The organism is Streptomyces sp. NPDC050423 (assembly GCF_040655445.1).
GTDB lineage: Bacteria > Actinomycetota > Actinomycetes > Streptomycetales > Streptomycetaceae > Streptomyces.
Window position 1 is genome coordinate 15,949 of sequence record NZ_JBFAJY010000012.1, and the last position, 21,670, is coordinate 37,618.

The following is a 21,670-nucleotide window of genomic DNA, read 5'->3' on the forward strand; positions in this document are numbered from 1 at the left end:
AGCGAGCGTCATGACACCTCCACCAGCAACCCGGTCGACACGTCGTCCGTCAGCCGTCCCGCGACCGCACTCTCAGCTCGATCCACCCGTGGACCGTCGAACCCGAACAGCCAACTCATGACCATTGGCCGTGCGAACGAGCGCGTTCGTCACCGTCGGGTATGGTCACCTTCGCCTCTTCGGCCGATCATGAACATCGATAGCCTGTTCATCGAACTTGGTGACATGAAATATGGGGGAGCATGAGCCACGAAGAGAGGGAGAGTACGACCGAGGCCCCCGGAGGGGACAGGGAACTCGGCGGCGGCGATACGGGAATACCGAAACACGCGTATATGCCGACCCCCCAGGTGGCGCGTTTCGTGGCCGGTCGCGGACTGGCCGCGCTCGGCGACCAGTTCCTCCTGTTCGCCATTCCACTGCTCGCCTACAAATTAACGGGCAGCGCGTCGCAGACCGGCCTGATCTTCCTTGTCGAATGGCTTCCCCGCGTGGTCTTCCTACCCGTGGCCGGGGTGTTCGCGGACCGAATACGCAGCTACATCCTGTACATAGGCTCGGACGTCGTCCGCTCCGGGCTGGCGCTGACCGCGTTCGCCCTGATGTTCCTGCTGCCCGACGGGAAGTTCTTCACGCTGTGCGTACTGGCCGCCGGCATGTCGGTGGCCGGCGCGCAGTCGTACGTCGCCCTTGAGGCCACGCTCCCGCGGTTCGTTCCCATGGACCAGATGGTCCGGGCGCAGTCGATCATCCAGGGGACGGAACAGACCAGCGAGGTGGTGGGCCCTGTGCTCGCCGCGCTGCTCGCCGCCGCACTGCCGACCACGAGCCTGCTCGCGGTGATCGGTGTGGTGTACGGGCTGACCACGCTCAACACCCTGTCCCTGCGCCACTCGCTCCGGGTCGAGGCACTCGCCGGGGGCACAGCTGAACGTACCACGGTCCGTTCGGTGATCACCGGCATCGGCGAGGGCGTGAGGACCCTGCTCAAGCTGCCCGCGATCCTGGGTCTGGTCGGACTGACCATGACGGTCAACCTCATGGTCGGTGTCGGCATGGCCACCAGCGCCGCCACCACCGTGGGCGTCTTCCACCAACCGGACAAGTACTACGCGGCGTTGAGTGCCGGAGCCGGCATCGTCGGCATCCTGACGTTCTTCGTCGTCCCGAGCCTGACCAAGCGGCTGAATCCTTTCGCCGCCCTGATGACGTCCTACTCCCTGATCTGCCTGGGCGGCATCGGAGTCGGCCTGGCGAACACCTTCACTCAGTACGCGGTGAGCTACGCGGTCCTGCTCGGGGTCGTCGGATTCTTCAATGTCGTCATACGCACGGAGCGCGTCAGAAGAATTCCGCGCGAGCACTTCGCGAAAACGATCGCCATCATCATCCTCCTGAATCAGCTGTCACTGCCGGCAGCCGGACTCCTGGTGACCCTCTTCACTACGTCCTTCAGCGCCCAGAGCATTGTTCTGGGTTCCGTCATCGGCTCCGTCTGCGCCGTCGTCCTACTCATACCGCTTCTCGCCCGTCTGAGGAACTATCATGCGCATCCTGATCCTGCACCGAGTCACGGACAAAATGATCCGGCACGCGAACGGAATTGACCACGCGGCACACGACGTCACCTACGTCGGCCCTGCGGACCGGCTGGCCACCCTTCCGTCCGACCTCCGCTGCACGCGCATCGAGCGTCCCGACACCGGCGACCTCACGGAGGAGGTGCTGGCCGCCGTCTCCGGGCTCCCCGCCTTCGACATGGTGCTCGCGCTCTCCGAGTTCGACCTCATCGCCGGCGCTCGGGTACGGGCGGCCCTCGGCGTGCCCGGCGACCGGGAGGAGGACATCCGGCCCTGGCGCGACAAGGTGGTCATGAAGTCCGCGGTCGCCGCGGCGGGTCTGCGGGTTCCCCGGTTCCTGTCGCTGACCGAAGCGCTCGATGCCGGGCCCGGCGGGCTGCCCTGGTCGGGCGAGACGGTGCTCAAGCCGCTGGACGGCGCGGCGAGCCTGAACGTCCACATCTACCCGACGGCGGACGCGGCCCTGGCGGCGGTCCGTGAGGCCGGGGTGCCCCAAGGAGCCGAGCAGGACGGCTTCGAGGTCGAGGAGTTCGTCACCGGACCCATCGTCCACGTGGACGGCATGCTGATCGACGGCAAGCCCATGGCGATCCAGGCCAGCCGCTACGTCGGCACCTGTCTGGGATACGCGCAGGGAACGCCGCTCGGCTCGGTGCAGATCGAGCTGACCCCGGAGCTGAGCCGCTGGACCGCGGAGTGCCTTGCCGCCGTCTCCATCACCACCAGCCTCTTCCACCTCGAAGGCATCGAGGCCCCGGACGGGCTGGTATTCCTGGAGGTCGGCGCCCGCTTCGGCGGCGCCGACGTGGTGGACACCTTCGAGCTCGCCACCGGAGTGCACCTGCCCTCCCGGTACCTGCAGTTGGTCACCGGTGGTGCGGACGCCGAGAACCTGACCTGGTCCCAGGGCGACGGTTCCCGCTACGGCTGGTTCGCCTGGCCGGGCCACGAGCTCGGTGCCGAGTACTGCCGGATCGAGGGCGAAGCGGCGTTCCGCGAGAGCCCGCTCGTCCACCGGTGGAGCCAGCGGCCCGAGGACGAACCGGTCAAGACGGCGCTCAGCTACGCGGACACCGACATCCCGCTGGCCGGCATCGTCGGCCCCGGCGACTCGGCCGAGCTCGACCGGTTCCTCCGTGACGCCTTCTCTTCCATACGTGTCGACCCCTTCACGCCCGAGCAGGCCGCCGGTGCGGAGTCGGCCGGCTGACCGGACACGGCCTGCGGCCGGGTGACGTTCTTCGAGCGCCACAGCTCATCACGGTCGGCCGATGCACATCATCGAGGCCGCCCCGCTTCATTCCGTTCGGGGCGGCCTCGATGTTCTGGAGCGAGTGGGAGACGTGACCGGGCGGGCCGGCCCGGACCGGGACGCCCCGTGAGCGGCGCTCAGCTCCGCCGCAGCCGGCTCCGGACGGCTGCCAGCGCGGTGCTGACCTCGGTCAGCCGCAGCGGACGGGCCAGCACCGCCACCACCAGGACGAGGACCGCCATCCCCGTGGCCGCCGCGCCGAAGTCCCCGAGCCCGGAGCCCTCCGTGTCGACGGCGAGGGCCGCCGCGTAGGCCAGCAGCCCCGCGGGCACGCAGGCGGCCACCAGGCGCGCGTGCGCCCGCACTCCGGGCGAGCGCACCAGAGAGGGCCGCTCCGCGCCGCTCCCGGAGACCCTTCGGTGCAGTACGTACGCGGTGACGGCGAAGCCGGCGAACAGCGCGACGGAGTACGCCCCGGCCATCCCCGTGACCGCCCAGCGCGCGGGCAGCAGCAGATACGCGGCGACCGCGAGGCCGGCGTTGAGCGCCGCGATGACGAGGTTCAGGCAGAACGGCGTACGGGTGTCGCTCATCGCGTAGAACCCGCGGGAGAGCACGTACTGCCCGGAGTACGCGATGAGCCCCGGTGCGAAGGCCGCCATCATGCCCGCCATCACGGTGACGTCCGCCGGGCCGGTCCGTCCGTAGCCGAACACCGCTCCCATCACCCACGGCGCGAGGGCGAGCAGCGCGGCGGCGGCCGGGATCACCACCGCGGCCGAGGTCCGCAGCGCGTACGAGACGTCCCGCCGCACCCCGGCCAGATCGCCCTCGGCCGCCGCCCGGCTCATCCGCGGCATCAGCGCCGTGACGAGGCTGACGGTCACGATGCCCTGCGGCACCACCCACAGCTGGAAGGCGTAGCTGTACGCGGTGTAACCCGCGCCGCCCGCCACGCCCTGGTCCACGGCGCGCTGGCCGCTCGCGGTGGAGAGCCGGGTCACCACCCAGTAGGCGGCCTGGTTGGTCAGCACGAGCATGACGAGCCAGCCGGCCGCGCGCAGCGGCCGGGTGAGACCGCTGCCGCGCCAGTCGAACCGCGGCCGCCAGCGGAACTTCGCGGCGCGCAGGGCGGGTACGAGCGCCAGGGTCTGCACGGCGATCCCGGCCGTGGTCCCCCAGCCGAGCAACTGGGCCTGTGCGGAGGTCAGGCTGCCGTCCGAGCCCGCCGCGGTCCAGAGGTAGAGCCCGAACACGGCGATGATCACGACGTTGTTGAGGACCGGGGTCCACATCATCGCTCCGAACCGGTTGCGTGCGTTGAGTACCTGTCCGAGGAGGGTGAAGAGCCCGTAGAAGAGGATCTGGGGCAGGCAGTAGCGGGCCAGGGCGATGGTGAGTTCGGCCTGGTCCCCGTCGTAGGTGGGGGCGTACAGGGAGATGATCAGCGGGGCGCCGACGACGGCGAGCGCGGTGAGGGCGAGGAGCCCGGCCGTGCACAGGGTGAGGAGGCGGTCGGTGTAGGCGGCCCCGCCGTCGGTGTGTTCCTTGGCGACCCGGACGAGTTCGGGGACGAAGACGGCGTTCAGGGCGCCGCCGATCAGCAGCATGTAGAGGATGTTGGGCAGGGTGTTGGCGACCGTGTAGCCGTCGGCCCGCAATCCGGTGCCGAGCGCGGCGACGACGACCGCCGAGCGTATGAATCCCGTGGCCCGCGAGACGACGGACCCGGCTGCCATGACGGCGCCGCTGCGCAGCACCGAGCCCGAGCCCGGCTGCTCGTGCTCCCGCGTGGCGACCCCGGTGGCCGCGTCCGCGGCCGTCACCGGCGCACCGGGCGGGCCCGGAACGTCCGGTACAGGGTGTGGCCGGCTGCTCCGCGCACCGATGTCTCCCACTCTCCGAGGGTCTCCACGACCTCCTCGCCGGTGCCGGCTCGCGGCGCGGCGGTGCGAGCGGGTGGTCGTCGGGATCGAAGGGGGGAGAATACCGGACGCGGGGAACCCGGCCTCTCACCGGTGTGCACGGGGGCCATGGACCGGCGGTGCGCTCCGGGCGGACGCCGGGCCGGCCGTTCCCCGTGGGCCCGGAGATCTTCCTCCGGCTCCCACGGCGTCCCGGCCGGTCACCGACGTGCCCCGATGGCCGACACCGTCGGCCCGTCGCGCACCGAGCACAGCCCGGCCGGCTCACAGCTGACCTTCCCCTCGCCGGCGCGGACCGTCGTGCCGTCCGAGCCGTTGCGCGAGAAGTGATCACCGGCTGCTGCCGGGCGGGCACCGCTCCCGGGTACCGCCTCACGGCGCTACCCGGCTACCGCGCTCCCGGCAGGAGCGTTCCTGGACCGGCCGGTGCGACGTCCACCGCCTCCGTCCTCGGATTGCGCCGCTGCCGCTTGGCCACCCAGGTGGCGAACCAGGAGAGCAGCATGCACATCCCGATGTAGATCGGCGAGATCACCATCACTACAGGGATGAAGGGAAGATCGTAGTCGAGGTTGGAGGCGATGAGCTTCCCGGCATGAAGGAATTCCTCGTACGTGATCAGATAGCCGAGTGAGGTGTCCTTCAGCGCCACCACCAGCTGGCTGATGATGGTGGGCAGCATCGCGCGCACCGCCTGCGGGGCCAGGACGAACGTCGTGACCTGCGTCTTGCGCATACCGAGGGCGAACGCCGCCTCGTGCTGGCCGCGTTCCACCGAGTTGATGCCGGTGCGGAACACCTCGGCGAGCACCGAGCCGTTGTACAGCGTCAGTCCGGCGACCAGCGCCGGCAGCGGCTGCACCTTCAGCGCGACGAAGACGAAGAAGATCATCACCAGCACGGGCATGGCACGGAAGAACTCGACGAGGACCGTGGCGGCCCAGCGCACCGGCCGGTGGTCGGAGAGCCTCCCGACTGCGAGGACGGCCCCGAGGGCCAGCGAGAGCACCGCGGCGAACGCGAACGCCTTCAGGGTGTTGCCGAGGCCGCGCAGCAGCAGTTCCTGGATGCCCTTGTACTCGAAGGGCGACCATTTGGCGGCGGTGAACTGGTCGGTGTCGAAGAGCAGGTAGATGACCCAGCCGACCAGGGCGAGGATCAGGGCCGTCGAGACGACTCCGTAGATGAGATGCCGTTTGCGGGTCAGCGGTCCGGGGATGTCGTAGAGCGCGGTGGCGGAGGGTACGGAGTGGGTGGTCATCGGGCGACTCCCCAGCGCTTCTCCATCACGTTGAACACCACGCTGATCGACAGCGTGATGATCAGATAGCCGACGGCGATCCAGACGAAGGTCCAGATGATGCTGAATCCCAGCTCGTTGAGGGTCTTGTAGGTGCCGAGCAGCTCGGTGACGCTGAACGCGCCGGCGATCGCCGAGTTCTTTGCCAGCGCGATGAGCGTCGAGCCGATCGGCGGGATCACCGAGCGGAACGCCTGCGGAAGCACCACGTTGCCGAGCGTCTGACCGAACGTCATGCCGAGGCTGCGTGCTGCCTCGCCCTGGCCCTTGGGCACGGTGTTGATCCCGGAGCGCAGCACCTCGCAGATGAACGCGGAGGTGTAGCAGCCGAGTGCGAGGACCGCGAAGACCTTGAACGGGAGCACCAGGCCGAAGCGCGGCAGGCCGAGCAGTACGGCGAAGAAGAGCAGGGTCAGCGGGGTGTTGCGCAGCACGGTGACCCAGACCGTGCCGAGCACCCGGAACGAGCCGACGGGCGCCACCCGGCAGGAGGCCATCACGAAGCCGAGGACCATCGCCAGGATCGAGGCGTAGACGGTGAGTTCGAGGGTGCCGAGGAAGCCCTTGCCGTAGAGCGAGAAGTTCTCGGTGAGTACGTCCATGGTTCTGGTCGTCCTCTCAGGTCGCCGGGTAGCGGTCGATGGGCGGCGGCTTCGGTGCGGGCGCCCCGGAGAGTCCGAGCGTGGCCTCGAAGGCCTTCTTCCAGTTGCCGTTCTTCTCGTTGGTCTCCAGCGCGTCGTCCAGCGCGAACCGCAGGGCGTTGTCGCCGCGCGGGACGCCGATGCCGTAGGGCTCCTCGGAGAACGGTTTGCCGACGACCTTCATCTCGTCGGGCGCCTTGGCGGCGAAGCCCAGCAGGATCGCGTCGTCGGTGGTGACGACGTCGACCTGGTAGGTCAGCAGGTTGTCGACACAGATGGAGTAGGTGTCGTAGGAGACCAGGTCGGCCTTCGGGTAGTCGGCGGCGATCCGCTGGTACGGGGTCGAACCCGCCGCCGAGCAGACCGTCTTGCCCGCCAGGTCCTGCGGGCCGTGGATGTCGTTCTCGTCGGTGCGGACCAGCAGCCCCTGCCCTGCCATGTAGTAGGGGCCGGCGAATCCGACGAGCTTCTTGCGCATGGCGTTGATCGTGTAGGTGCCGACGTAGTAGTCGATCTGCCCGTTCTGCAGTGCCGTCTCGCGGTTGGCCGAGGCGATCGTCTTGAACCGGATCGTCTTCGGGTCGAAGCCCAGCGAGGCCGACATCATCCGGGCGATCTCGATGTCGAAGCCGGAGTAGACCCCGGTGGCCGGGTCCTTCTCGCCCAGGTAGGGCTGGTCCTCCTTGGCGCCCACCCGCAGGTATCCGCGCTTCTTCGCCTTCGTCCAGGTGCTGGAGCCGGGCAGCCGGAAGCCGGTGTCGACCTGGTAGACCGGCAGCGCCCCGGCCTTCGGCCCCTTCACCGGCGGGCTGCCGTTCTTCCCGCAGCCGGCGGCGAGAACCGCCAGCAGGAGGACGGCACAGGCGGCCAGTACTTTTCTCGTACGCAACACAGGGCCTCCCGTCAGTGCTTGAGGATCTTGGACAGGAAGTCCTTGGCGCGGTCGCTCTCCGGCGCGGTGAAGAAGTCCTCCGGGGTGCGGTCCTCGATGATGCGGCCGTCGGCCATGAAGACGACCCGGTTGGCGGCGGACCGGGCGAAGCCCATCTCGTGCGTGACGACGACCATCGTCATGCCCTCCCGGGCGAGTTGCTGCATCACTTCCAGCACCTCGTTGATCATCTCCGGGTCGAGCGCCGAGGTGGGCTCGTCGAAGAGGAGCGCCTTGGGGTCCATGGCGAGGGCGCGGGCGATGGCCACGCGCTGCTGCTGGCCGCCGGAGAGCTGGGCGGGGAACTTGTCGGCCTGCGAGGCGAGTCCCACCCGTTCCAGCAGTTCGCGGGACCGCAGGTCGGCCTCGTCCTTCTTCCGCTTGCGGACCTTGAGCTGAGCGAGCGAGACGTTCGCCAGGACGGTCTTGTGGGCGAACAGGTTGAACGACTGGAAGACCATGCCGACTTCGGCTCTCAGCTGGGCGAGCCCCTTGCCCTCCTCGGGAAGGGGTCTGCCGTCGAGCGTGATGTGGCCCGACTCGATCGTTTCGAGCCGGTTGATGGTCCGGCAGAGGGTGGACTTGCCCGAGCCGGAAGGGCCGATGACCACCACCACCTCCCCGCGGCCGACGGTGAGATTGATGTCCTGCAGTACGTGCAACTTTCCGTAGAACTTATTGACGTCACGCAGCTCGATCAACGGATCGACGGCCATTCGCTGCCCTACCCACTTATCGCTTGGTCGAGGTCAGCGCAAACTATCCATCCCGGCAAGGGACTTCACACCCGACACGCGTAAATGGGGTATAAGGCGTTTTATCGCGCCGCAGCGCTGAGCGGCGCGGGGACCGTCCCGGTCCGCACGGCCGCCTCAGCTCTCGGCCGACTCCGAGTAGAGCTGGGACAGCTCCGGGGTGCCCGACATCGCCCAGCTCAGGCCGGCCTCGACCACATCGATCTCGCGTCCGGAGGCGAGCCGCACCACGGGCTGGCCGCTCGGCCAGATGTGCCAGAGCGCACCGGGAACGTTGCGCACCAGGACCGTGCCCAGGTAGAGCCCGGCGTCATTGCCCAGCCAGGGCAGCTCCTCCGGGTCGTCGCGCCAGCGCGGCGGCAGCTGGTCCAGTGCGGCCAACGAGGCCGGACTGTCGTCGAGTTCGAGCCCCCGCTCCCCGGCCCGGACGCGGAGCAGGTCACATTCGGCGAGCAGTTGGGCCACGCCTTCCGGATCGGCGTCGACGGCGGCGGCGAGCCCCGCCTCCCGCGTACCGTCATGACGCTTACGCCAGTTGTCCAAGAAAGGGATGTTCATACCGCTCAGGGTCGCATCCCGGCCCGGATCCGCACCACAGGACGCGCGGTCTGTCGTTCGAGCGCTGAACACCTGACGTACCTCGTGTGTTCACCCCGGCCATGTCCGGCAGCCCCGGGGCGGGCCCGGAAAAGCGGTGGTGACATCCCGCCGCGCACTGATAGCTTCGCGATCATGTGCAGCCCCGAGTCGGACAGAAGCTAGCCACCGGTCCCCCGGTGGCTCCCGGACCGGCCGGACCACGTCCGCCCCGGTCATGCACGGCTGCCACCCCGGACCCATGCGGTTGCGGGTTGCGCTTCGGCGTACGCACCGGGGTGAGGATCCCCCGGCGGTCACGGCTCCGCCGATGTGCCGTGTCACGGCCACGATCACGGTGACCGTTGCGCCGCGTTGCCGCTCGTTGACGCGAGCGGGTGCGGCCCGCTTCCCCTACCGGTTCTGTCCATCAGCCGTCCATGGGGTTCCTTCATGCCGTTTTCCGTTTACGCGCTCGGGCTCGCCGTCTTCGCCCAGGGCACTTCCGAGTTCATGCTGTCCGGCCTGCTGTCTGCCATCTCCGACGACCTGGGTGTCTCCATCCCCGCCGCAGCCCTGCTGACCTCGGCGTTCGCCGTCGGGATCGTGATCGGGGCGCCGCTGATGGCGCTCCTGGGCCGCAACTGGCCCCGTCGGCGGGCCCTGTTGTTCTTCCTCGGTGTCTTCGCGGCCGTCCATGTCGTCGGCGCGGTCACCTCCAGCTACGGTCTGCTGCTCGCGACGCGGGTCGTCGGGGCGCTGGCGAATGCCGGCTTCTGGGCGGTCGCCCTGGTGACCGCGGTCGCCCTGGCCGGGCCGGGGGCGCGGGCCCGCGCGACCTCCGTGGTCGTCGGGGGTGTCACCGTCGCCTGTGTGGCGGGGGTCCCCACCGGGGCGTGGCTGGGCGCCCAGTGGGGGTGGCGGGCGGCCTTCTGGGCCGTCGCCCTCGTCTCGCTGCCGGCGATCGCCGTGATCGCGGCGGCGATTCCGGCGGGGCGGCCCCCGTCCGCGCTGCCGAGCGCACGCGCCGAACTGCGGAGCCTGGCGGGGCGCGGGCTGCAGCTGACGCTGCTGACGAGCGCGCTCGTGCAGGGCGCGACCTTCTGCGCGTTCTCGTATCTCGAACCGATCGCCACACATGTCACCGGGTTCGGCTCCGCATGGGTGCCCGCCCTGCTCGCCCTGTTCGGGGTCGGCTCGTTCATCGGGGTCACCGTCTGCGGCCGGATCATCGACTCCCGGCCGGTCGCGCTGACGGCTGCCGGGCTGGTGTCGCTCACCGTCGGCTGGGCGCTTTTCGCATGGACGGCGGGGAGCCCCGTGGCGGTGTTCGTGCTCGTTCTCGTCCAGGGGATGCTGGCGTTCGGCACCGGCACCGCCCTGATCACGCACGTGTTCCGCCTGGCGGACGGTGCGCCGACCCTGTCGGGTTCGTTCGCCACCGCGTCGTTCAATGTGGGCGGCGCACTCGGCCCTTGGATCGGCGGGCTCGCGATCGGTGCGGGGTTCGGTTTCCGGGCGCCGCTCTGGGTGAGCGCGCTGCTGATGATCCTGGCGCTCGGCACCGCCGGAGCCGCGCGGGCCTGCCGCCCGGCCCCGGCACTAGGATCTGGCGCAGACGCACACACATACGAACAGGGGAGTTCGAGTGGCTGAGGACCGAGCCGGGGTGGTCGTCTACTGGCGGCCCGGCTGCCCGTACTGCATGAATCTCCGGCTGCGGCTCCGGTTCACGAAGCTGGAGTACACCGAGGTCAACATCCGGCGGGACCCCGAGGCCGCCGCGTTCGTCCGCTCCGTGGCGGACGGGAACGAGACCGTGCCGACGGTCACCGTGGGCGGGAAGGCCATGGTCAACCCGTCGAAGAGCCGGGTGATGGAGGCCGTGCGGGCTCAGGCACCCGGGGCGGGCGCCTGAGCACAGCCCGTGCTCAGAGGTCGAGGTCGACGACCACCGGAGCGTGGTCGGACGCGCCCTTGCCCTTGCGCTCCTCGCGGTCCACGTAGCTGTCCTTGACGGCGGCGGTGAACGGGGCGTTGCCGTAGACGAGGTCGATGCGCATGCCCTTGTTCTTCGGGAAGCGCAGCTCGCGGTAGTCCCAGAAGGTGTAGGGGCGGTCGTACTTCAGGGGGCGCGGCATGACGTCGGCGAGGCCCTCCTCGCGCAGCGCCGCGAGGGCGGCCCGCTCGGCGGGCGTGACATGGGTGGCGCCCTCGAAGAGGGCCGGGTCCCAGACGTCCTCGTCGGTCGGGGCCACGTTGAAGTCGCCGATGACCGCGAACGGCAGCGCCCCCGAGGCGTCCGCCGCGACCGCCGTCCGCAGCGCCTCCAACCAGCGCAGCTTGTACGCGTAGTGCTCGTGCTCGACCTCGCGGCCGTTGGGCACGTACACCGACCAGAGGCGGACGGGGCCGCAGGTCGCACCGATCGCGCGGGGCTCCTGCACGGCGTCGTACTCGGGGCCGCCGGGCAGCCCCGTCACGACGTCGGACAGGCCGGCCCGGGAGATGATCGCCACCCCGTTCCACCGGCCGGTGGCGTTGACCGCGGACTCGTAGCCGAGCTCGCGGAGCGCCTCCGCCGGGAACTGCTCGGCGGTGCACTTGGTCTCCTGGACGCACAGCACGTCCGTGCCGGTGCTCTCCAGCCAGGCGAGCAGCCTCGGCAGTCGGGCGGTGATCGAGTTGACGTTCCAGGTGGCGATGCGCATGTACGTAAACCTAGCGGCTGCCACTGACAGCCGCCGGGGCGCCGTCCCTCACACGGCCGTCGAGTCCCCCGGTGCAAGCCGCCCGTGGTCGGTGCCGCCGAGGCCGCCGATCTGGGTGTCGTAGATCGGGCGGGCGAGATCGGTGAGAAGCGCGTCGTGGATGTCGATGGCGCGGCGCGGCGCGACCTCGCGGACGTAGTCGATGACCTCGGAGATCTTGTTCCACGGAGCCATCACCGGGAGCATCAGGGTGTCGACCGGGCGGTCGGGCACGGTGAGCGCGTCGCCCGGGTGGAACAGCGAGTCGTCCACCAGGAAGCCGATGTTGGTGACCCGCGGGATGTCCGGGTGGATCACCGCGTGGAGTTCGCCGTGCACCTGGACGTCGAACCCGGCGGCCGTGAAAGCGTCGCCGTGCCCGACGGTGTGGACGCGTCCCGGGAACGCCGCGCCGAGCTGGTCCGCCACGCTGCGCAGGGTCCAGATCTCGGCGGCCGGACTGGCCTCCAGTCCGGCCCGCAGCCGCTCCTCGTTGAAGTGGTCGGGGTGCTCGTGCGTCACCAGGATCGCGTCGGCACCGACCGCGGCGTCCTGCTCCGAGAAGCCGCCCGGGTCGATGACGAGCGTGCGCCCGGCCTTCTCCAGACGGATGCAGGAGTGGGACTTCTTGGTCAGGGTGAGCGCGAACGGCTCGGGATTCACAGCGTTCATGGGTCCCATCCTGCTACGCGGGCGGTGTCGTTTCCGCCTGAATCACCGACTGCGCGATCGTGAAGGCGGCGCCCGCGGCCGGAATGCCGCAGTACACGGCCGTCTGGAGCAGGACCTCCCGGATCTCGGCCGGGGTGAGACCGTTGCGCAGGGCGGCGCTGACGTGCGCGGCCAGTCCCTCCAGATGTCCGGAGGCGACCAGCGCGGTGAGCGTGACAGTGCTGCGCGTGCGCCGGTCCAGCCCCTCCCGGCTCCACACCTCGCCCCAGGCGTAGCGGGTGACGAGCTCCTGAAAGTCGTCGGTGAAGTCGTCGGAGGCGGCCATGGCACCGTCCACATGGGCGTCCCCGAGCACTTCGCGGCGGATCCTCATGCCCTGCGGGTACGAATCGGCGCGCTCCTGCGAGGGGTCCGCGGGCTGTGCGGTGGCCGCGGTGATCTCCGCGACGGGCAGTACGGGGGCGGAGATCCGCGGGGCGAAGGAGGGCGCCGGAATGGCCGCCTGGGTGTCCTGCCACGCGGCGGAGAAGTGGGTGAGCAGGAGGTCGGTGACGGCTCCGGGCTGCTCGACCGGGGCCAGGTGGGAGGCGCCCGGAACGAGGGCCAGCCGGGCGTCGGGTATGCCCGCGACCAGGGTGCGGGCGTCGCCGGGGCCGGTGACCTGGTCCTCGGCGCCGACCAGGACGAGCGTGGGGACACCGATCCGGCCCAGTGCCGTACGGATGTCGAAGGCGGCGAGGGCTTCGCAGGCGGCGATGTAGCAGCCCGGGTCGGTGGTGCGGACCATCTGGACGGCCCACTCGACGATGGCGGGCTGGGCGGCGGCGAACCCGGGGGTGAACCACCGCTCCGGAGCGGAGCGGGCCATCGGCTCCAGCCCATTGGTGCGGACGATCACCCCGCGCTGCCGGAATTCGTCGGCGCTGCCGAAGCGGGCGGAGGAGGCCACCAGGGCCAGCGAGGCGACCCGGTGCGGATGGCGCAGCGCGAGGTCGGCGCCGATCGCACCGCCGAGGGAGCAGCCCGCGTAGCCGAAGCGCTGGACACCGAGGCCGTCGAGGGTGGCGAGCAGCCGGTCGGCGAGGTCACCGACGGCGGTGGCCGGGTGGGCGGGTGCGCCGCCGTGGCCCGGGAGGTCGAAACGGAAGACTCTCCAGTGCTGGATGAGCTCGGATATCTGCCGGTCCCACATGTGCCATGACGTGCCGAGGGAGGGGCCGATCACCAGGACGGGGGCGTCTTCCGGCCCGTCGAAGCGGTATTGCAGGGTTTCTGCCGTCGTCTCACTCACCCATTCAGACTCCCATCTCTCACGACGGCCCCTATGACCGGGGCACGACTGCCTGGCGCTGACAGGCGGTGGCGGGGCCAGGAGGCCCCGGCCGCGTGCCCGCCGGGACGGTGCGTCAGATCATGGCGAGCCGGTCCACCAGCAGCTCCACCCTCGCCCCGGTGTCCTGCGGCGGCAGCCGTCCCGCCCGGGTCAGGGTCGCCAGCCCGTGCAGGGACGCCCAGAACACCTCGGTGAACAGCCCCGGGTGGACGCCCTCCCCGGCGACCTCGCCCAGGCTCTCCAGCAGCGCGGCGAAGGCGTCCTTGAGGGGTTCCGGGGTGTCCTCGTCCGCGAACGCCAGGCCGCCGTCGAGCTGGAACATTGCGTCGTAGACCGCCGGGTTGCGTGCGGCGAAGTCGAGGTAGGTGCGGGCGAGGGTGGCGACCCGGGTACGAGGTCCGTCCGCGGCGGAGGTCGCCGCCCGCAGCGCCGCGGCCATCTCGGCGGCGCCTTCGAGGGCGACGGCGCCGATGATCTCGCGCTTGCCGCGGAAGTGGCTGTAGAGGACGGGCTGGCTGTATTCGATGCGCTCGGCGAGCCGGCGGGTGGTGACCGCGTCCCAGCCCTGCTGCTCGGCGAGTTCACGGGCTGTCGCCACGATGAGGCGCTCGCGCTCCGCCCGTTCGCGCTCCTTGCGTTCTTGTACCGACATGATTCGATCCTAGCATTGCTAGACAATCAAGCGGCAGCAGTACTAGCGTTGCGTCATCATCTAGTAGCGCTAGCTTCAGGAGGGGTCGTCATGCTCAACGCGCTCGAGGTCTTCACCACCGTGGTCGTCGGCTTGATGGTGGGGGTGGAGTTCTGCGTCGTCTTCGTCATGAAGCGGATCCTGGACGCGCTTCCCGGGGACAGCGGCCAGCTCGGCCACGCCCACGGCGGCCGGATGCTCGGCGCCCTGATGCCGTTCTGGTACATGGGCTCGCTCGTCCTCGGCGCGGTCTGGGCCGTCGCCGGACGGCACCACGACGGCACCGGACTCGTCACCGCCGCCGCCGGCCTGCTGATCGTCAGCGTGGTCATGTCGGTGCTGCTGCTCGTCCCGATCAACAACCGGAACAAGACCTGGACCCCCGAGAACCGGCCCGCCGACTGGCAGCAGCAGCTGAACCGCTGGGAGCGCTACCACTACGTCCGCGTCGCCGTCATCATCGCCGCCTTCACCCTGCTGGTCGCTGCCCTCGCCTGAACCCACGGGCCCACCAGCCCGGTCGTCAGCCGCAACCGCCGCCGGACAGCAGGGCCCGGCCCCGGCCGGGGAACAGGCGGGGGCCCGCCCCTCGATGGGACGGGCCCCGCGTGGTGCGAGAGGATCAGCGGGCAACGTACTCGGCGTAGAGGAAGCCCTTCTCGTCCTGCAGGTGCTGCTTGTTCTCCTTGGCGTACGTGATGCCGTACGGGCCGCCGAGGTTGAGGAACTCCGCGTTCGAGCGCGAGGCGTCGATCTGCTGGTAGCCCGCGAGGACCTTGCCGGCCTCCCCGCCGCCGTCGTGGGCTGCGGCCGGGGCGGCGGCGACGAAACCTGCTGCGGCAACCGTGGCCAGGGTGATTGCAATACCTCGAAGCATGGGCACTCCCTCTGCGATACGTCACGAATGGTGCGGGCGGAACCACCATGACCCGGACACGGGACCGACTCGGTCAGGCACGTCGGTCCAGGACGAGGAAGGCACCGAAGGGAGCCCCGATTACTCCAGTCGCCTCAGTGCGCGCGAGGTCACGGGGTGGCCGCGGACACGACGTACACGACGGGGGACATCGGGTCGGTCATGTCGACGGTGATGTCCTGGGTGGGGCGCGGGTCCGCGTTGGTGTGGGTGGTTCCCGCCCATGCGACGCCGTCGCCGAAGTACCAGCCCGCGACCTTCGTGTCGCGGTCGCCGACGGTGACCTCGCCCGTGGTCAGGGCCGCGCGGCCGGTGCCGACCCGGGTCAGGAAACGGTCGAGGCCGTTGGACGTGGTGCGGAACTGCACGTACATCCGGCTGGCCTTCCAGTTGTTCGTCTCGTAGTACTGGACCTCCACGGCGTCACCGGGGATCGGTACCTCGAAGATCCGGCGCAGCATCCGGGACGGCCAGCCCTCGCGGAGACCCTGGGCCGAGGCCTCGGCCGCCTTGTCCTGGCCGGAGCGGCGGCTCTGTCCCGCGGAGATCAGCAGATATCCGGCCGGGATGCCGATGAGCAGCACGATGATGGTCGCCGTGATCAGGCGTCGGCGGATCGTTCTGCGCCGGTCCTGCGGCGGCCGTCCGTCGCCCTGCTCGGGCGGCGGGGACTGACGCGGCACGACGGGGTGCTCGGCTGCGGTCATGGATCTGGGAGTCCCTAGGAAGTGCGGGTGTTGCGCGTATTACGGATGGTGCTCGCCGCCTGGTCGTAGATCTGCGCGTACCGCTCGTAGCGCTCGACGCGGCGGCGGTTGGTACGGCGGAATCTGCGGGCCACCAGTCTGGCGAGGTCGGCGGCGCCGACCATACCCGCCTCGGGGCCGAGCTGCGCCTTGGCGATCCGCGCCTCGGGGCGGTAGCCGCGGCCGGTGAGGTGGCGTTTGAAGGCGTCCCTGGCGGGTCCGATCAGCAGGTCGTCGGCGGCGCTGACGCCGCCTCCGATGACGAAGCAGGAGGGGTCGAGCGCGGCGGCCAGATTCGCGATGCCGACGCCGAGCCACTGACCGATGTCCTGGAGGAGCTCGATGCACATCGCATCGCCCTCGCGGGCCAGTTCGGTGATGAGCGGTCCGGTGATGTCGGGGATGTTGCCCTTGACCCGCTCGATGAGCCCGTGGGCCACCGGCGAATCCGCCGCGGCCAGCTCCCTGGCCTCCCGGACGAGTGCGTTCCCGGAGCTGTACTGCTCCCAGCAGCCGCGGTTGCCGCAGGGGCAGCGGTGGCCGCCGGGCACCACCTGCATGTGGCCGAACTCACCCGCGACGCCGTACTTGCCGCGCTTGACCTGACCGTCCTCAAGGATGGCGCCGCCGATGCCGGTACCGAGGGTGATCATGACGAGGTGGTCCTCGCCGCGCCCCGCACCGAAGCGCCATTCGGCCCAGGCGGCGGTGTTGGCGTCGTTGTCGACCATGACCGGGACGACCAGCCGGGAGGCGATGGCGTCGCGCAGGGGTTCGTCGCGCCAGGCGAGGTGCGGGGCGAACAGCACCTTGGAGCGGTCCGCGTCGACCCAGCCGGCCGCGCCGATGCCCACCGCGTGCACGTCGTGCCGGTCGGAGAGGTCCAGGACCAGTTCGACGATGGTGTCCTCGATGACCCTGGGGCTCTTGGACTTGTCCGGCGTCTCGGTGCGCAGGGTCTCCAGGATGTTGCCGTCGGCATCGACGACGCCGGCCATCACCTTCGTCCCCCCGATGTCGATGCCGACGGTGGGGACCCGCGGCGCGGTGAGGTGCGAGCGCCGCTCCCGGGTGCCGACGGTCCGCAGGACGGTGGCGCGGGCGGAGCCGCGGTGTGTGAAGTCGCGGTACGTGCTCATCGTCCCTGGGGGGTCTGGAGTGGCCGGGGTCGAGGTGATCCCGGCGGCGGACGGCGCCCGTCGGCCCCGATTCTGCCACTGCCGGGCGGGCGAGGCCGCCGGACGGGGCGGCCGGGCGGCTGAGCTACGCGGTGTCGCCCTTCGCCGGACCCTCGCCCCGCAGGTCCGGGCCGGGGGCGCGCTCCAGCTCGTGGCTGAGCTCCTCCAGCTCGCTGCCGCCCGCCATCTGCCGGGTGAGCTCGTCGAGCGTGATGCTGCCCCTGGTGTGACTGCCGGCCATGGCACCCCGCTTGAGCAGCACGAAGCGGTCACCGACGAGGTACGCGTGGTGCGGGTTGTGCGTGATGAGGACCACGCCGAGTCCAGCGTCCCTGGCGGCCGCGACGTACTTGAGGACGACGCCGGACTGCTTGACGCCGAGCGCCGCGGTCGGCTCGTCCAGGACGAGCACCTTGGCGCCGAAGTGGACGGCCCGCGCGATGGCCACGCACTGGCGCTCGCCGCCGGACAGGGTGCCGATGGGCTGGTCGACGTCGCGCAGGTCGATCCCCATCCGCAGCAGCGCGGAACGGGTCGTCTCGCGCATCAGCCGGACGTCGAGGCGCTTGAAGGGGCCCACGCCGGTCGTCGGCTCGGAGCCGAGGAAGAAGTTCCGCCAGACCGGCATCAGGGGGACGACGGCGAGATCCTGGTAGACCGTGGCGATGCCCCGGTTCAGGGCGTCGCGCGGGTTGGCGAGCGTGGTCTCCTCGCCGTCGATGAGGAAGGTCCCGGCGTCGTGCCGGTGCAGCCCAGAGATGATCTTGATGAGGGTGGACTTGCCGGCGCCGTTGTCGCCGAGCACGCAGGAGATCTCGCCCGCCCGCACCTCCAGCGAGACGTCCTGGAGCGCCTTGATGTTGCCGTAGAACTTGCTGACGTGGTCGAGCTCGACCAGCGCCCGCCGGTCGGTGTCCGCCGGCCCGTTCGCTGCCTGGGGGGCCGTCATTTCGTCGCCTCCGCGCGCTTGCGTACCCATGCGTTGAGCAGGGTGGCCAGGAGCAGCATGGCTCCGAGGAAGAATTTGAACCAGTCCGGGTTCCACTCCGCGTACACGATGCCCTTGCTGGTCATGCCGAAGATGCAGGCGCCGATCGCCGAGCCGATCGCGGAACCGTAGCCGCCGGTGATCAGGCAGCCGCCGATGACGGCCGCGATGATGTAGATCAGCTCGTTGCCGACGCCCTCGCCGGACTGGACCACGTCGTAGCTGAACAGCAGGTGCTGCCCGGAGACCCATGCGGCGAAGGCCACGCCGAGGTAGAGCCCGATCTTCGTGCGGATCACCGGGACACCGACCGCGCGGGCCGCGTCGGCGCCGCCGCCGACGGCGTAGATCCAGTTGCCGAAGCGGGTGCGGAGCAGGATCCAGGTCGCGATCGCGACGAGGACGGCCCACCACAGGATGGTCACCTTGAGCTCGACACCGCCGACGGTCCAGTACGAGGCGAAGAGCTTGCGGGCCGAGTCGAAGCCCTCCATGTTGCCGATGGTCTTCGTCGACACGGTTGAGCTGATCAGCTTGGTGAAGCCGAGGTTCAGACCGGTCAGCATCAGGAAGGTGCCGAGCGTGATGATGAAGCTGGGCAGTTTCGTACGCGTCAGCATGAAGCCGTTGAACGCGCCGAAGGCCAGGGTGACCAGCAGCGACACGAAGACGCCGACCCAGACGTTGGCCGTCATCTGATAGCTGAACATCGACGAGACCAGTGCCGAGCTGGTGACCATCACGCCGGCCGAGAGGTCGAACTCGCCGCCGATCATCAGCAGCGCGACCGGAGCCGCCATGATCCCGATGGTGGAGGCCGCGTAGAGCACCGTGCCGAAGCTGGTGGCGCGCAGGAAGCTGTCCGCGATGATCGCGAAGAAGAGGAAGACGGCCAGGGCGCCGACGACCGAGCCGAGCTCGGGGCGGCCGAGCAGCTTGCGCAGCGGTGAGGTGCGCAGCAGCCGCTCGTCGGCCCCGGCGGGGGCGGGCTGCCCGGGTGCCGCGGTCATCGGGTTCCCCGGTCGGCGTACTCGGCGAGCTGGGCGGCGTCCTTGGAGGTGATGATCTGCGGGCCGGTGAGGACCGGCCGGCCGCCGCCGAGGACGTTGCGGTTGTAGCGGTAGAGCCAGAGCAGGTCGACGGCCTCGTACCCCTGGAGGTAGGGCTGCTGGTCGACGGCGAAGCCGAGGGTCTTGGCCTTGAGCTCGGCGGCGACCTTGGCGTTCAGGTCGAAGGTGTCGATCTCGGCCTTGCTGCCCGCGGTCTGCTTCGCCTTGACGGCGGCGTCCGCGAACGGCGCGCCGAGGGTGACGACCGCGTCGATGTCCTTGTCGGCCTGGAGCTTCGCCTCGATCGAGGCCTGGACGTCCGGCATGTTGGTGCCCTCGACGTACAGGTTCTGCAATTGGCCGTCGAAGGTCTTCTTCGCCCCGGCGCAGCGCTGCTCATGGCCGACGTTGCCCTGTTCGTGCAGGATGCACAGGGCCTTCTTGCGGCCGCGCCGGTTGAGCTCGTCGCCGACGGCCTCGCCTGCGATGGACTCGTCCTGGCCGATGTGGGTGAGCGCACCGTACTGCTTGGACTCCGCGGAGCCCGAGTTCACCGTGATCACCGGGATGCCGGCCCGGGTGGCCTTGGCGACGACGTCCTTCATGGCGTCGGGCTTGGCGAGTGTGACGATCAGCCCGTCGACCTTCTTGTCGATGGCGGCCTGGACGAGCTGGGCCTGCTGCTGCGCCTCGTCGTTGTGCGAGTACAGGAAGTTGATGTTGTCCTTGCCGGCCGCCATCTTGGCGCCCTTCTGGACGATGTCCCAGAAGGTGTCGCCGTCGCCCGAGTGGGTGACCATGGCGAAGGTCCAGCGGGGCGTGTTCACCGCGGACCGGCCCTCGGCGGCGGCCTGCGCCGCCCGGTCCTCCGCCCGCTTGCCGCCGGTGCTGCTGCATCCCATGAGGGAGGCCCCGAGCACCGCCGCAAGCACGGCACCCATCGCACGTACCCCTGTCCGAACCCTTGCCACGACTCCGTGCCCTTCTCGTGCTGCTCATTGTGCTGCTGGTGGAGCCGGGGCCCGTACGGTCCCGGTCCGGCTGGGCAAGTATCCCCGAGCCGTCGCCGCCGTCGCCCGGCAGGGCGTGGCGCGGGTGTCGGGTCGGGGCGCGTGCGGCGCCGGGGCGGCCGCGTGCCGCCGTCGTCACCGTACGAGAAGCCGGGAAGCCTCCGACACCGTACGGAAGTCGCGGGGCGCTGTCACCGTACGGGGAGGCGGAAATCGAAGAAGTGACGCGGGGGCCGGCGGCGTGGGTGCGCGATTCGCCGGTCGCGGCCGCGGGCCATGCCCCGACACAGAACCGGCTTTGTCAGGACATATAGTTGACAGCGTTGCCGGTGACCGGCACGTTGGGTCCATGCGCATCGGACTCATCGGCACCGGCCGGATCGGCTCCTTCCACGCGGGCGTGCTGTCCCGCCACCCCTCGGTGGACGCCCTGGTGGTGACGGACACCGACCCCGCCCGCGCGGCCGAGGTCGCGCACCGGACCGGAGCGGGCGCGGTCGGCTCCGCCACGGAGGTGTTCGGCGCGGGCGTGGACGCCGTGGTGATCGCCTCGGCCACCGCCGCGCACGCCGAGCTGATCGGCCGGGCCGCGCGGGCCGGGCTGCCCGCGTTCTGCGAGAAGCCCGTCGCCCTCGACCTGGCGGGCACGCTGGACGCGCTGCGCGTGACACAGGAGGCGGGGAGCGTGCTCCAGCTGGGGTTCATGCGCCGGTTCGACGCGGGGTACACGGCGGCGCGCGCCGCCGTGCGCGGCGGGGAGCTCGGCCGGCTGCACACCGTGCGGACGGTGACCTCCGATCCGGCGCCGCCGCCCGCGGCTTATCTGCCGCTCTCCGGCGGGCTGTACCGGGACTGCCTGATCCATGACTTCGACATGGTGCGCTGGGTGACGGGCCGTGAGGTGAGGCGGGTGTACGCCACCGGCTCGGACGGCGGGCCGCCGATGTTCCGCGAGGCCGGCGACGTGGACACCGCGGCCGCGCTGCTGACCCTCGACGACGGCACCCTCGTCACGGCGACTGCGACCCGCTGCAACGGCGCCGGGTACGACGTGCGGATGGAGCTCGCCGGTGAGCTGGACCAGATCGCGGTCGGCCTGGACGACCGCACCCCGCTCACCTCCGCCGAGCCGCAGGGCCCCGCCGCCCCGGCCAAGCCCTGGCCGGGGTTCCTGGAGCGCTTCGCCCCGGCGTACGAGGCCGAACTCGACGCTTTCGTCCGGCTGGTGCGGGGCGAGGCGGCCAATCCGTGCGACGGCCGGGAGGCCCTGCACGCCCTGCGGGTCGCGGAGGCGTGCGAGGTCTCGCGCCGGGAACGCCGGCCGGTGGAGCTGTCGGAGATCCCCGGGGCCTGAGGGCGGGCGCGAGGGCCGGGAGC

The 21,670-nt window shown here is 70.4% G+C and carries 22 protein-coding genes; 6 read left to right on the top strand and 16 right to left on the bottom strand.

Annotation, left to right across the window (positions count from 1 at the left end; all coding sequences use genetic code 11):
* The first annotated feature begins 335 nt into the window (after window positions 1-335).
* A complete protein-coding gene (locus AB0I52_RS11570; protein ID WP_363071298.1) occupies window positions 336-1,607 on the top strand; it encodes an MFS transporter in 1,272 nt (423 codons plus the stop codon).
* Entirely contained in the window at window positions 1,546-2,790 is a 1,245-nt protein-coding gene (locus AB0I52_RS11575) for an ATP-grasp domain-containing protein (RefSeq protein ID WP_363071300.1), read from the top strand. The genes AB0I52_RS11570 and AB0I52_RS11575 overlap by 62 nt, the downstream gene beginning before the upstream one ends.
* A 179-nt stretch (window positions 2,791-2,969) precedes the next feature.
* On the opposite strand, the gene murJ is transcribed toward AB0I52_RS11575, so the two are convergent.
* The 6 genes from murJ to AB0I52_RS11605 form a co-directional block, all read right to left on the bottom strand.
* Complete coding sequence (gene murJ, locus AB0I52_RS11580; protein WP_363071302.1) at window positions 2,970-4,658, bottom strand: murein biosynthesis integral membrane protein MurJ; 1,689 nt, start codon at window positions 4,656-4,658, stop codon at window positions 2,970-2,972.
* 487 nt (window positions 4,659-5,145) lie between these two features.
* Window positions 5,146-6,018, bottom strand: coding sequence for an amino acid ABC transporter permease (locus tag AB0I52_RS11585; protein ID WP_363071304.1), 873 nt, complete (start codon window positions 6,016-6,018; stop codon window positions 5,146-5,148).
* On the bottom strand, window positions 6,015-6,659 hold the full coding sequence (locus AB0I52_RS11590; protein ID WP_362957991.1) for an amino acid ABC transporter permease: 645 nt from the start codon (window positions 6,657-6,659) through the stop codon (window positions 6,015-6,017). The genes AB0I52_RS11585 and AB0I52_RS11590 overlap by 4 nt, the downstream gene beginning before the upstream one ends.
* A 16-nt stretch (window positions 6,660-6,675) precedes the next feature.
* On the bottom strand, window positions 6,676-7,587 hold the full coding sequence (locus tag AB0I52_RS11595; RefSeq protein WP_363071307.1) for a glutamate ABC transporter substrate-binding protein: 912 nt from the start codon (window positions 7,585-7,587) through the stop codon (window positions 6,676-6,678).
* A 14-nt stretch (window positions 7,588-7,601) separates the two neighbouring features.
* Window positions 7,602-8,345 carry an amino acid ABC transporter ATP-binding protein gene (locus AB0I52_RS11600; protein WP_363071309.1) on the bottom strand — a complete coding sequence of 248 codons (744 nt, stop codon included), beginning with the start codon at window positions 8,343-8,345 and terminating at the stop codon, window positions 7,602-7,604.
* Window positions 8,346-8,501: 156 nt separating this feature from the next.
* Window positions 8,502-8,942, bottom strand: a complete 441-nt coding sequence (locus tag AB0I52_RS11605; RefSeq protein WP_363071311.1) for a DUF6278 family protein — start codon at window positions 8,940-8,942, stop codon at window positions 8,502-8,504.
* Between the two features lie 471 nt (window positions 8,943-9,413).
* Between AB0I52_RS11605 and AB0I52_RS11610 the strand changes: the two genes are divergently transcribed.
* Together AB0I52_RS11610 and AB0I52_RS11615 are read left to right on the top strand one after the other, a co-directional pair.
* On the top strand, window positions 9,414-10,616 hold the full coding sequence (locus AB0I52_RS11610) for a Cmx/CmrA family chloramphenicol efflux MFS transporter (protein ID WP_363071313.1): 1,203 nt from the start codon (window positions 9,414-9,416) through the stop codon (window positions 10,614-10,616).
* Window positions 10,609-10,878, top strand: coding sequence for a glutaredoxin domain-containing protein (locus AB0I52_RS11615; protein WP_363071315.1), 270 nt, complete (start codon window positions 10,609-10,611; stop codon window positions 10,876-10,878). The genes AB0I52_RS11610 and AB0I52_RS11615 overlap by 8 nt, the downstream gene beginning before the upstream one ends.
* A gap of 13 nt (window positions 10,879-10,891) precedes the next feature.
* On the opposite strand, the gene AB0I52_RS11620 is transcribed toward AB0I52_RS11615, so the two are convergent.
* The 4 genes from AB0I52_RS11620 to AB0I52_RS11635 form a co-directional block, all read right to left on the bottom strand.
* Window positions 10,892-11,671, bottom strand: coding sequence for an exodeoxyribonuclease III (locus tag AB0I52_RS11620; protein WP_363071317.1), 780 nt, complete (start codon window positions 11,669-11,671; stop codon window positions 10,892-10,894).
* 48 nt (window positions 11,672-11,719) lie between these two features.
* Entirely contained in the window at window positions 11,720-12,373 is a 654-nt protein-coding gene (locus AB0I52_RS11625) for an MBL fold metallo-hydrolase (protein WP_363071541.1), read from the bottom strand.
* A 22-nt stretch (window positions 12,374-12,395) separates the two neighbouring features.
* The gene (locus AB0I52_RS11630; protein WP_363071319.1) at window positions 12,396-13,673 is read right to left on the bottom strand and encodes an alpha/beta fold hydrolase; all 1,278 of its coding nucleotides are present in this window, start codon (window positions 13,671-13,673) and stop codon (window positions 12,396-12,398) included.
* A gap of 115 nt (window positions 13,674-13,788) precedes the next feature.
* Window positions 13,789-14,367 (bottom strand): TetR/AcrR family transcriptional regulator, encoded by a 579-nt coding sequence (locus tag AB0I52_RS11635; protein WP_363071321.1) that lies wholly within the window; start codon window positions 14,365-14,367, stop codon window positions 13,789-13,791.
* A gap of 90 nt (window positions 14,368-14,457) precedes the next feature.
* Here AB0I52_RS11635 and AB0I52_RS11640 point away from each other — a divergent pair, with 90 nt between their 5' ends.
* Entirely contained in the window at window positions 14,458-14,904 is a 447-nt protein-coding gene (locus AB0I52_RS11640) for a DUF1772 domain-containing protein (RefSeq protein ID WP_363071323.1), read from the top strand.
* Window positions 14,905-15,028: 124 nt separating this feature from the next.
* On the opposite strand, the gene AB0I52_RS11645 is transcribed toward AB0I52_RS11640, so the two are convergent.
* From AB0I52_RS11645 to AB0I52_RS11670, 6 genes are all read right to left on the bottom strand, one after another.
* Window positions 15,029-15,283 carry a hypothetical protein gene (locus AB0I52_RS11645; RefSeq protein WP_363071325.1) on the bottom strand — a complete coding sequence of 85 codons (255 nt, stop codon included), beginning with the start codon at window positions 15,281-15,283 and terminating at the stop codon, window positions 15,029-15,031.
* 149 nt (window positions 15,284-15,432) lie between these two features.
* Window positions 15,433-16,029 (bottom strand): hypothetical protein, encoded by a 597-nt coding sequence (locus AB0I52_RS11650; protein WP_363071327.1) that lies wholly within the window; start codon window positions 16,027-16,029, stop codon window positions 15,433-15,435.
* 14 nt (window positions 16,030-16,043) lie between these two features.
* Window positions 16,044-17,207 (bottom strand): ROK family glucokinase, encoded by a 1,164-nt coding sequence (locus AB0I52_RS11655; RefSeq protein WP_363071329.1) that lies wholly within the window; start codon window positions 17,205-17,207, stop codon window positions 16,044-16,046.
* A 124-nt stretch (window positions 17,208-17,331) separates the two neighbouring features.
* Window positions 17,332-18,195 carry an ATP-binding cassette domain-containing protein gene (locus tag AB0I52_RS11660; RefSeq protein WP_363071331.1) on the bottom strand — a complete coding sequence of 288 codons (864 nt, stop codon included), beginning with the start codon at window positions 18,193-18,195 and terminating at the stop codon, window positions 17,332-17,334.
* Window positions 18,192-19,244: an ABC transporter permease gene (locus AB0I52_RS11665; RefSeq protein WP_363071333.1), complete on the bottom strand. Its 1,053-nt coding sequence runs from the start codon at window positions 19,242-19,244 to the stop codon at window positions 18,192-18,194. Before AB0I52_RS11665 ends, AB0I52_RS11660 begins: the two co-directional genes overlap by 4 nt.
* Window positions 19,241-20,224 carry a sugar ABC transporter substrate-binding protein gene (locus AB0I52_RS11670; protein WP_363071335.1) on the bottom strand — a complete coding sequence of 328 codons (984 nt, stop codon included), beginning with the start codon at window positions 20,222-20,224 and terminating at the stop codon, window positions 19,241-19,243. The genes AB0I52_RS11665 and AB0I52_RS11670 overlap by 4 nt, the downstream gene beginning before the upstream one ends.
* Window positions 20,225-20,642: 418 nt before the next feature.
* On the opposite strand from AB0I52_RS11670, the gene AB0I52_RS11675 reads away from it, so the two are divergent.
* Window positions 20,643-21,647: a Gfo/Idh/MocA family oxidoreductase gene (locus tag AB0I52_RS11675; protein WP_363071337.1), complete on the top strand. Its 1,005-nt coding sequence runs from the start codon at window positions 20,643-20,645 to the stop codon at window positions 21,645-21,647.
* The last annotated feature ends 23 nt before the right edge of the window (window positions 21,648-21,670 follow it).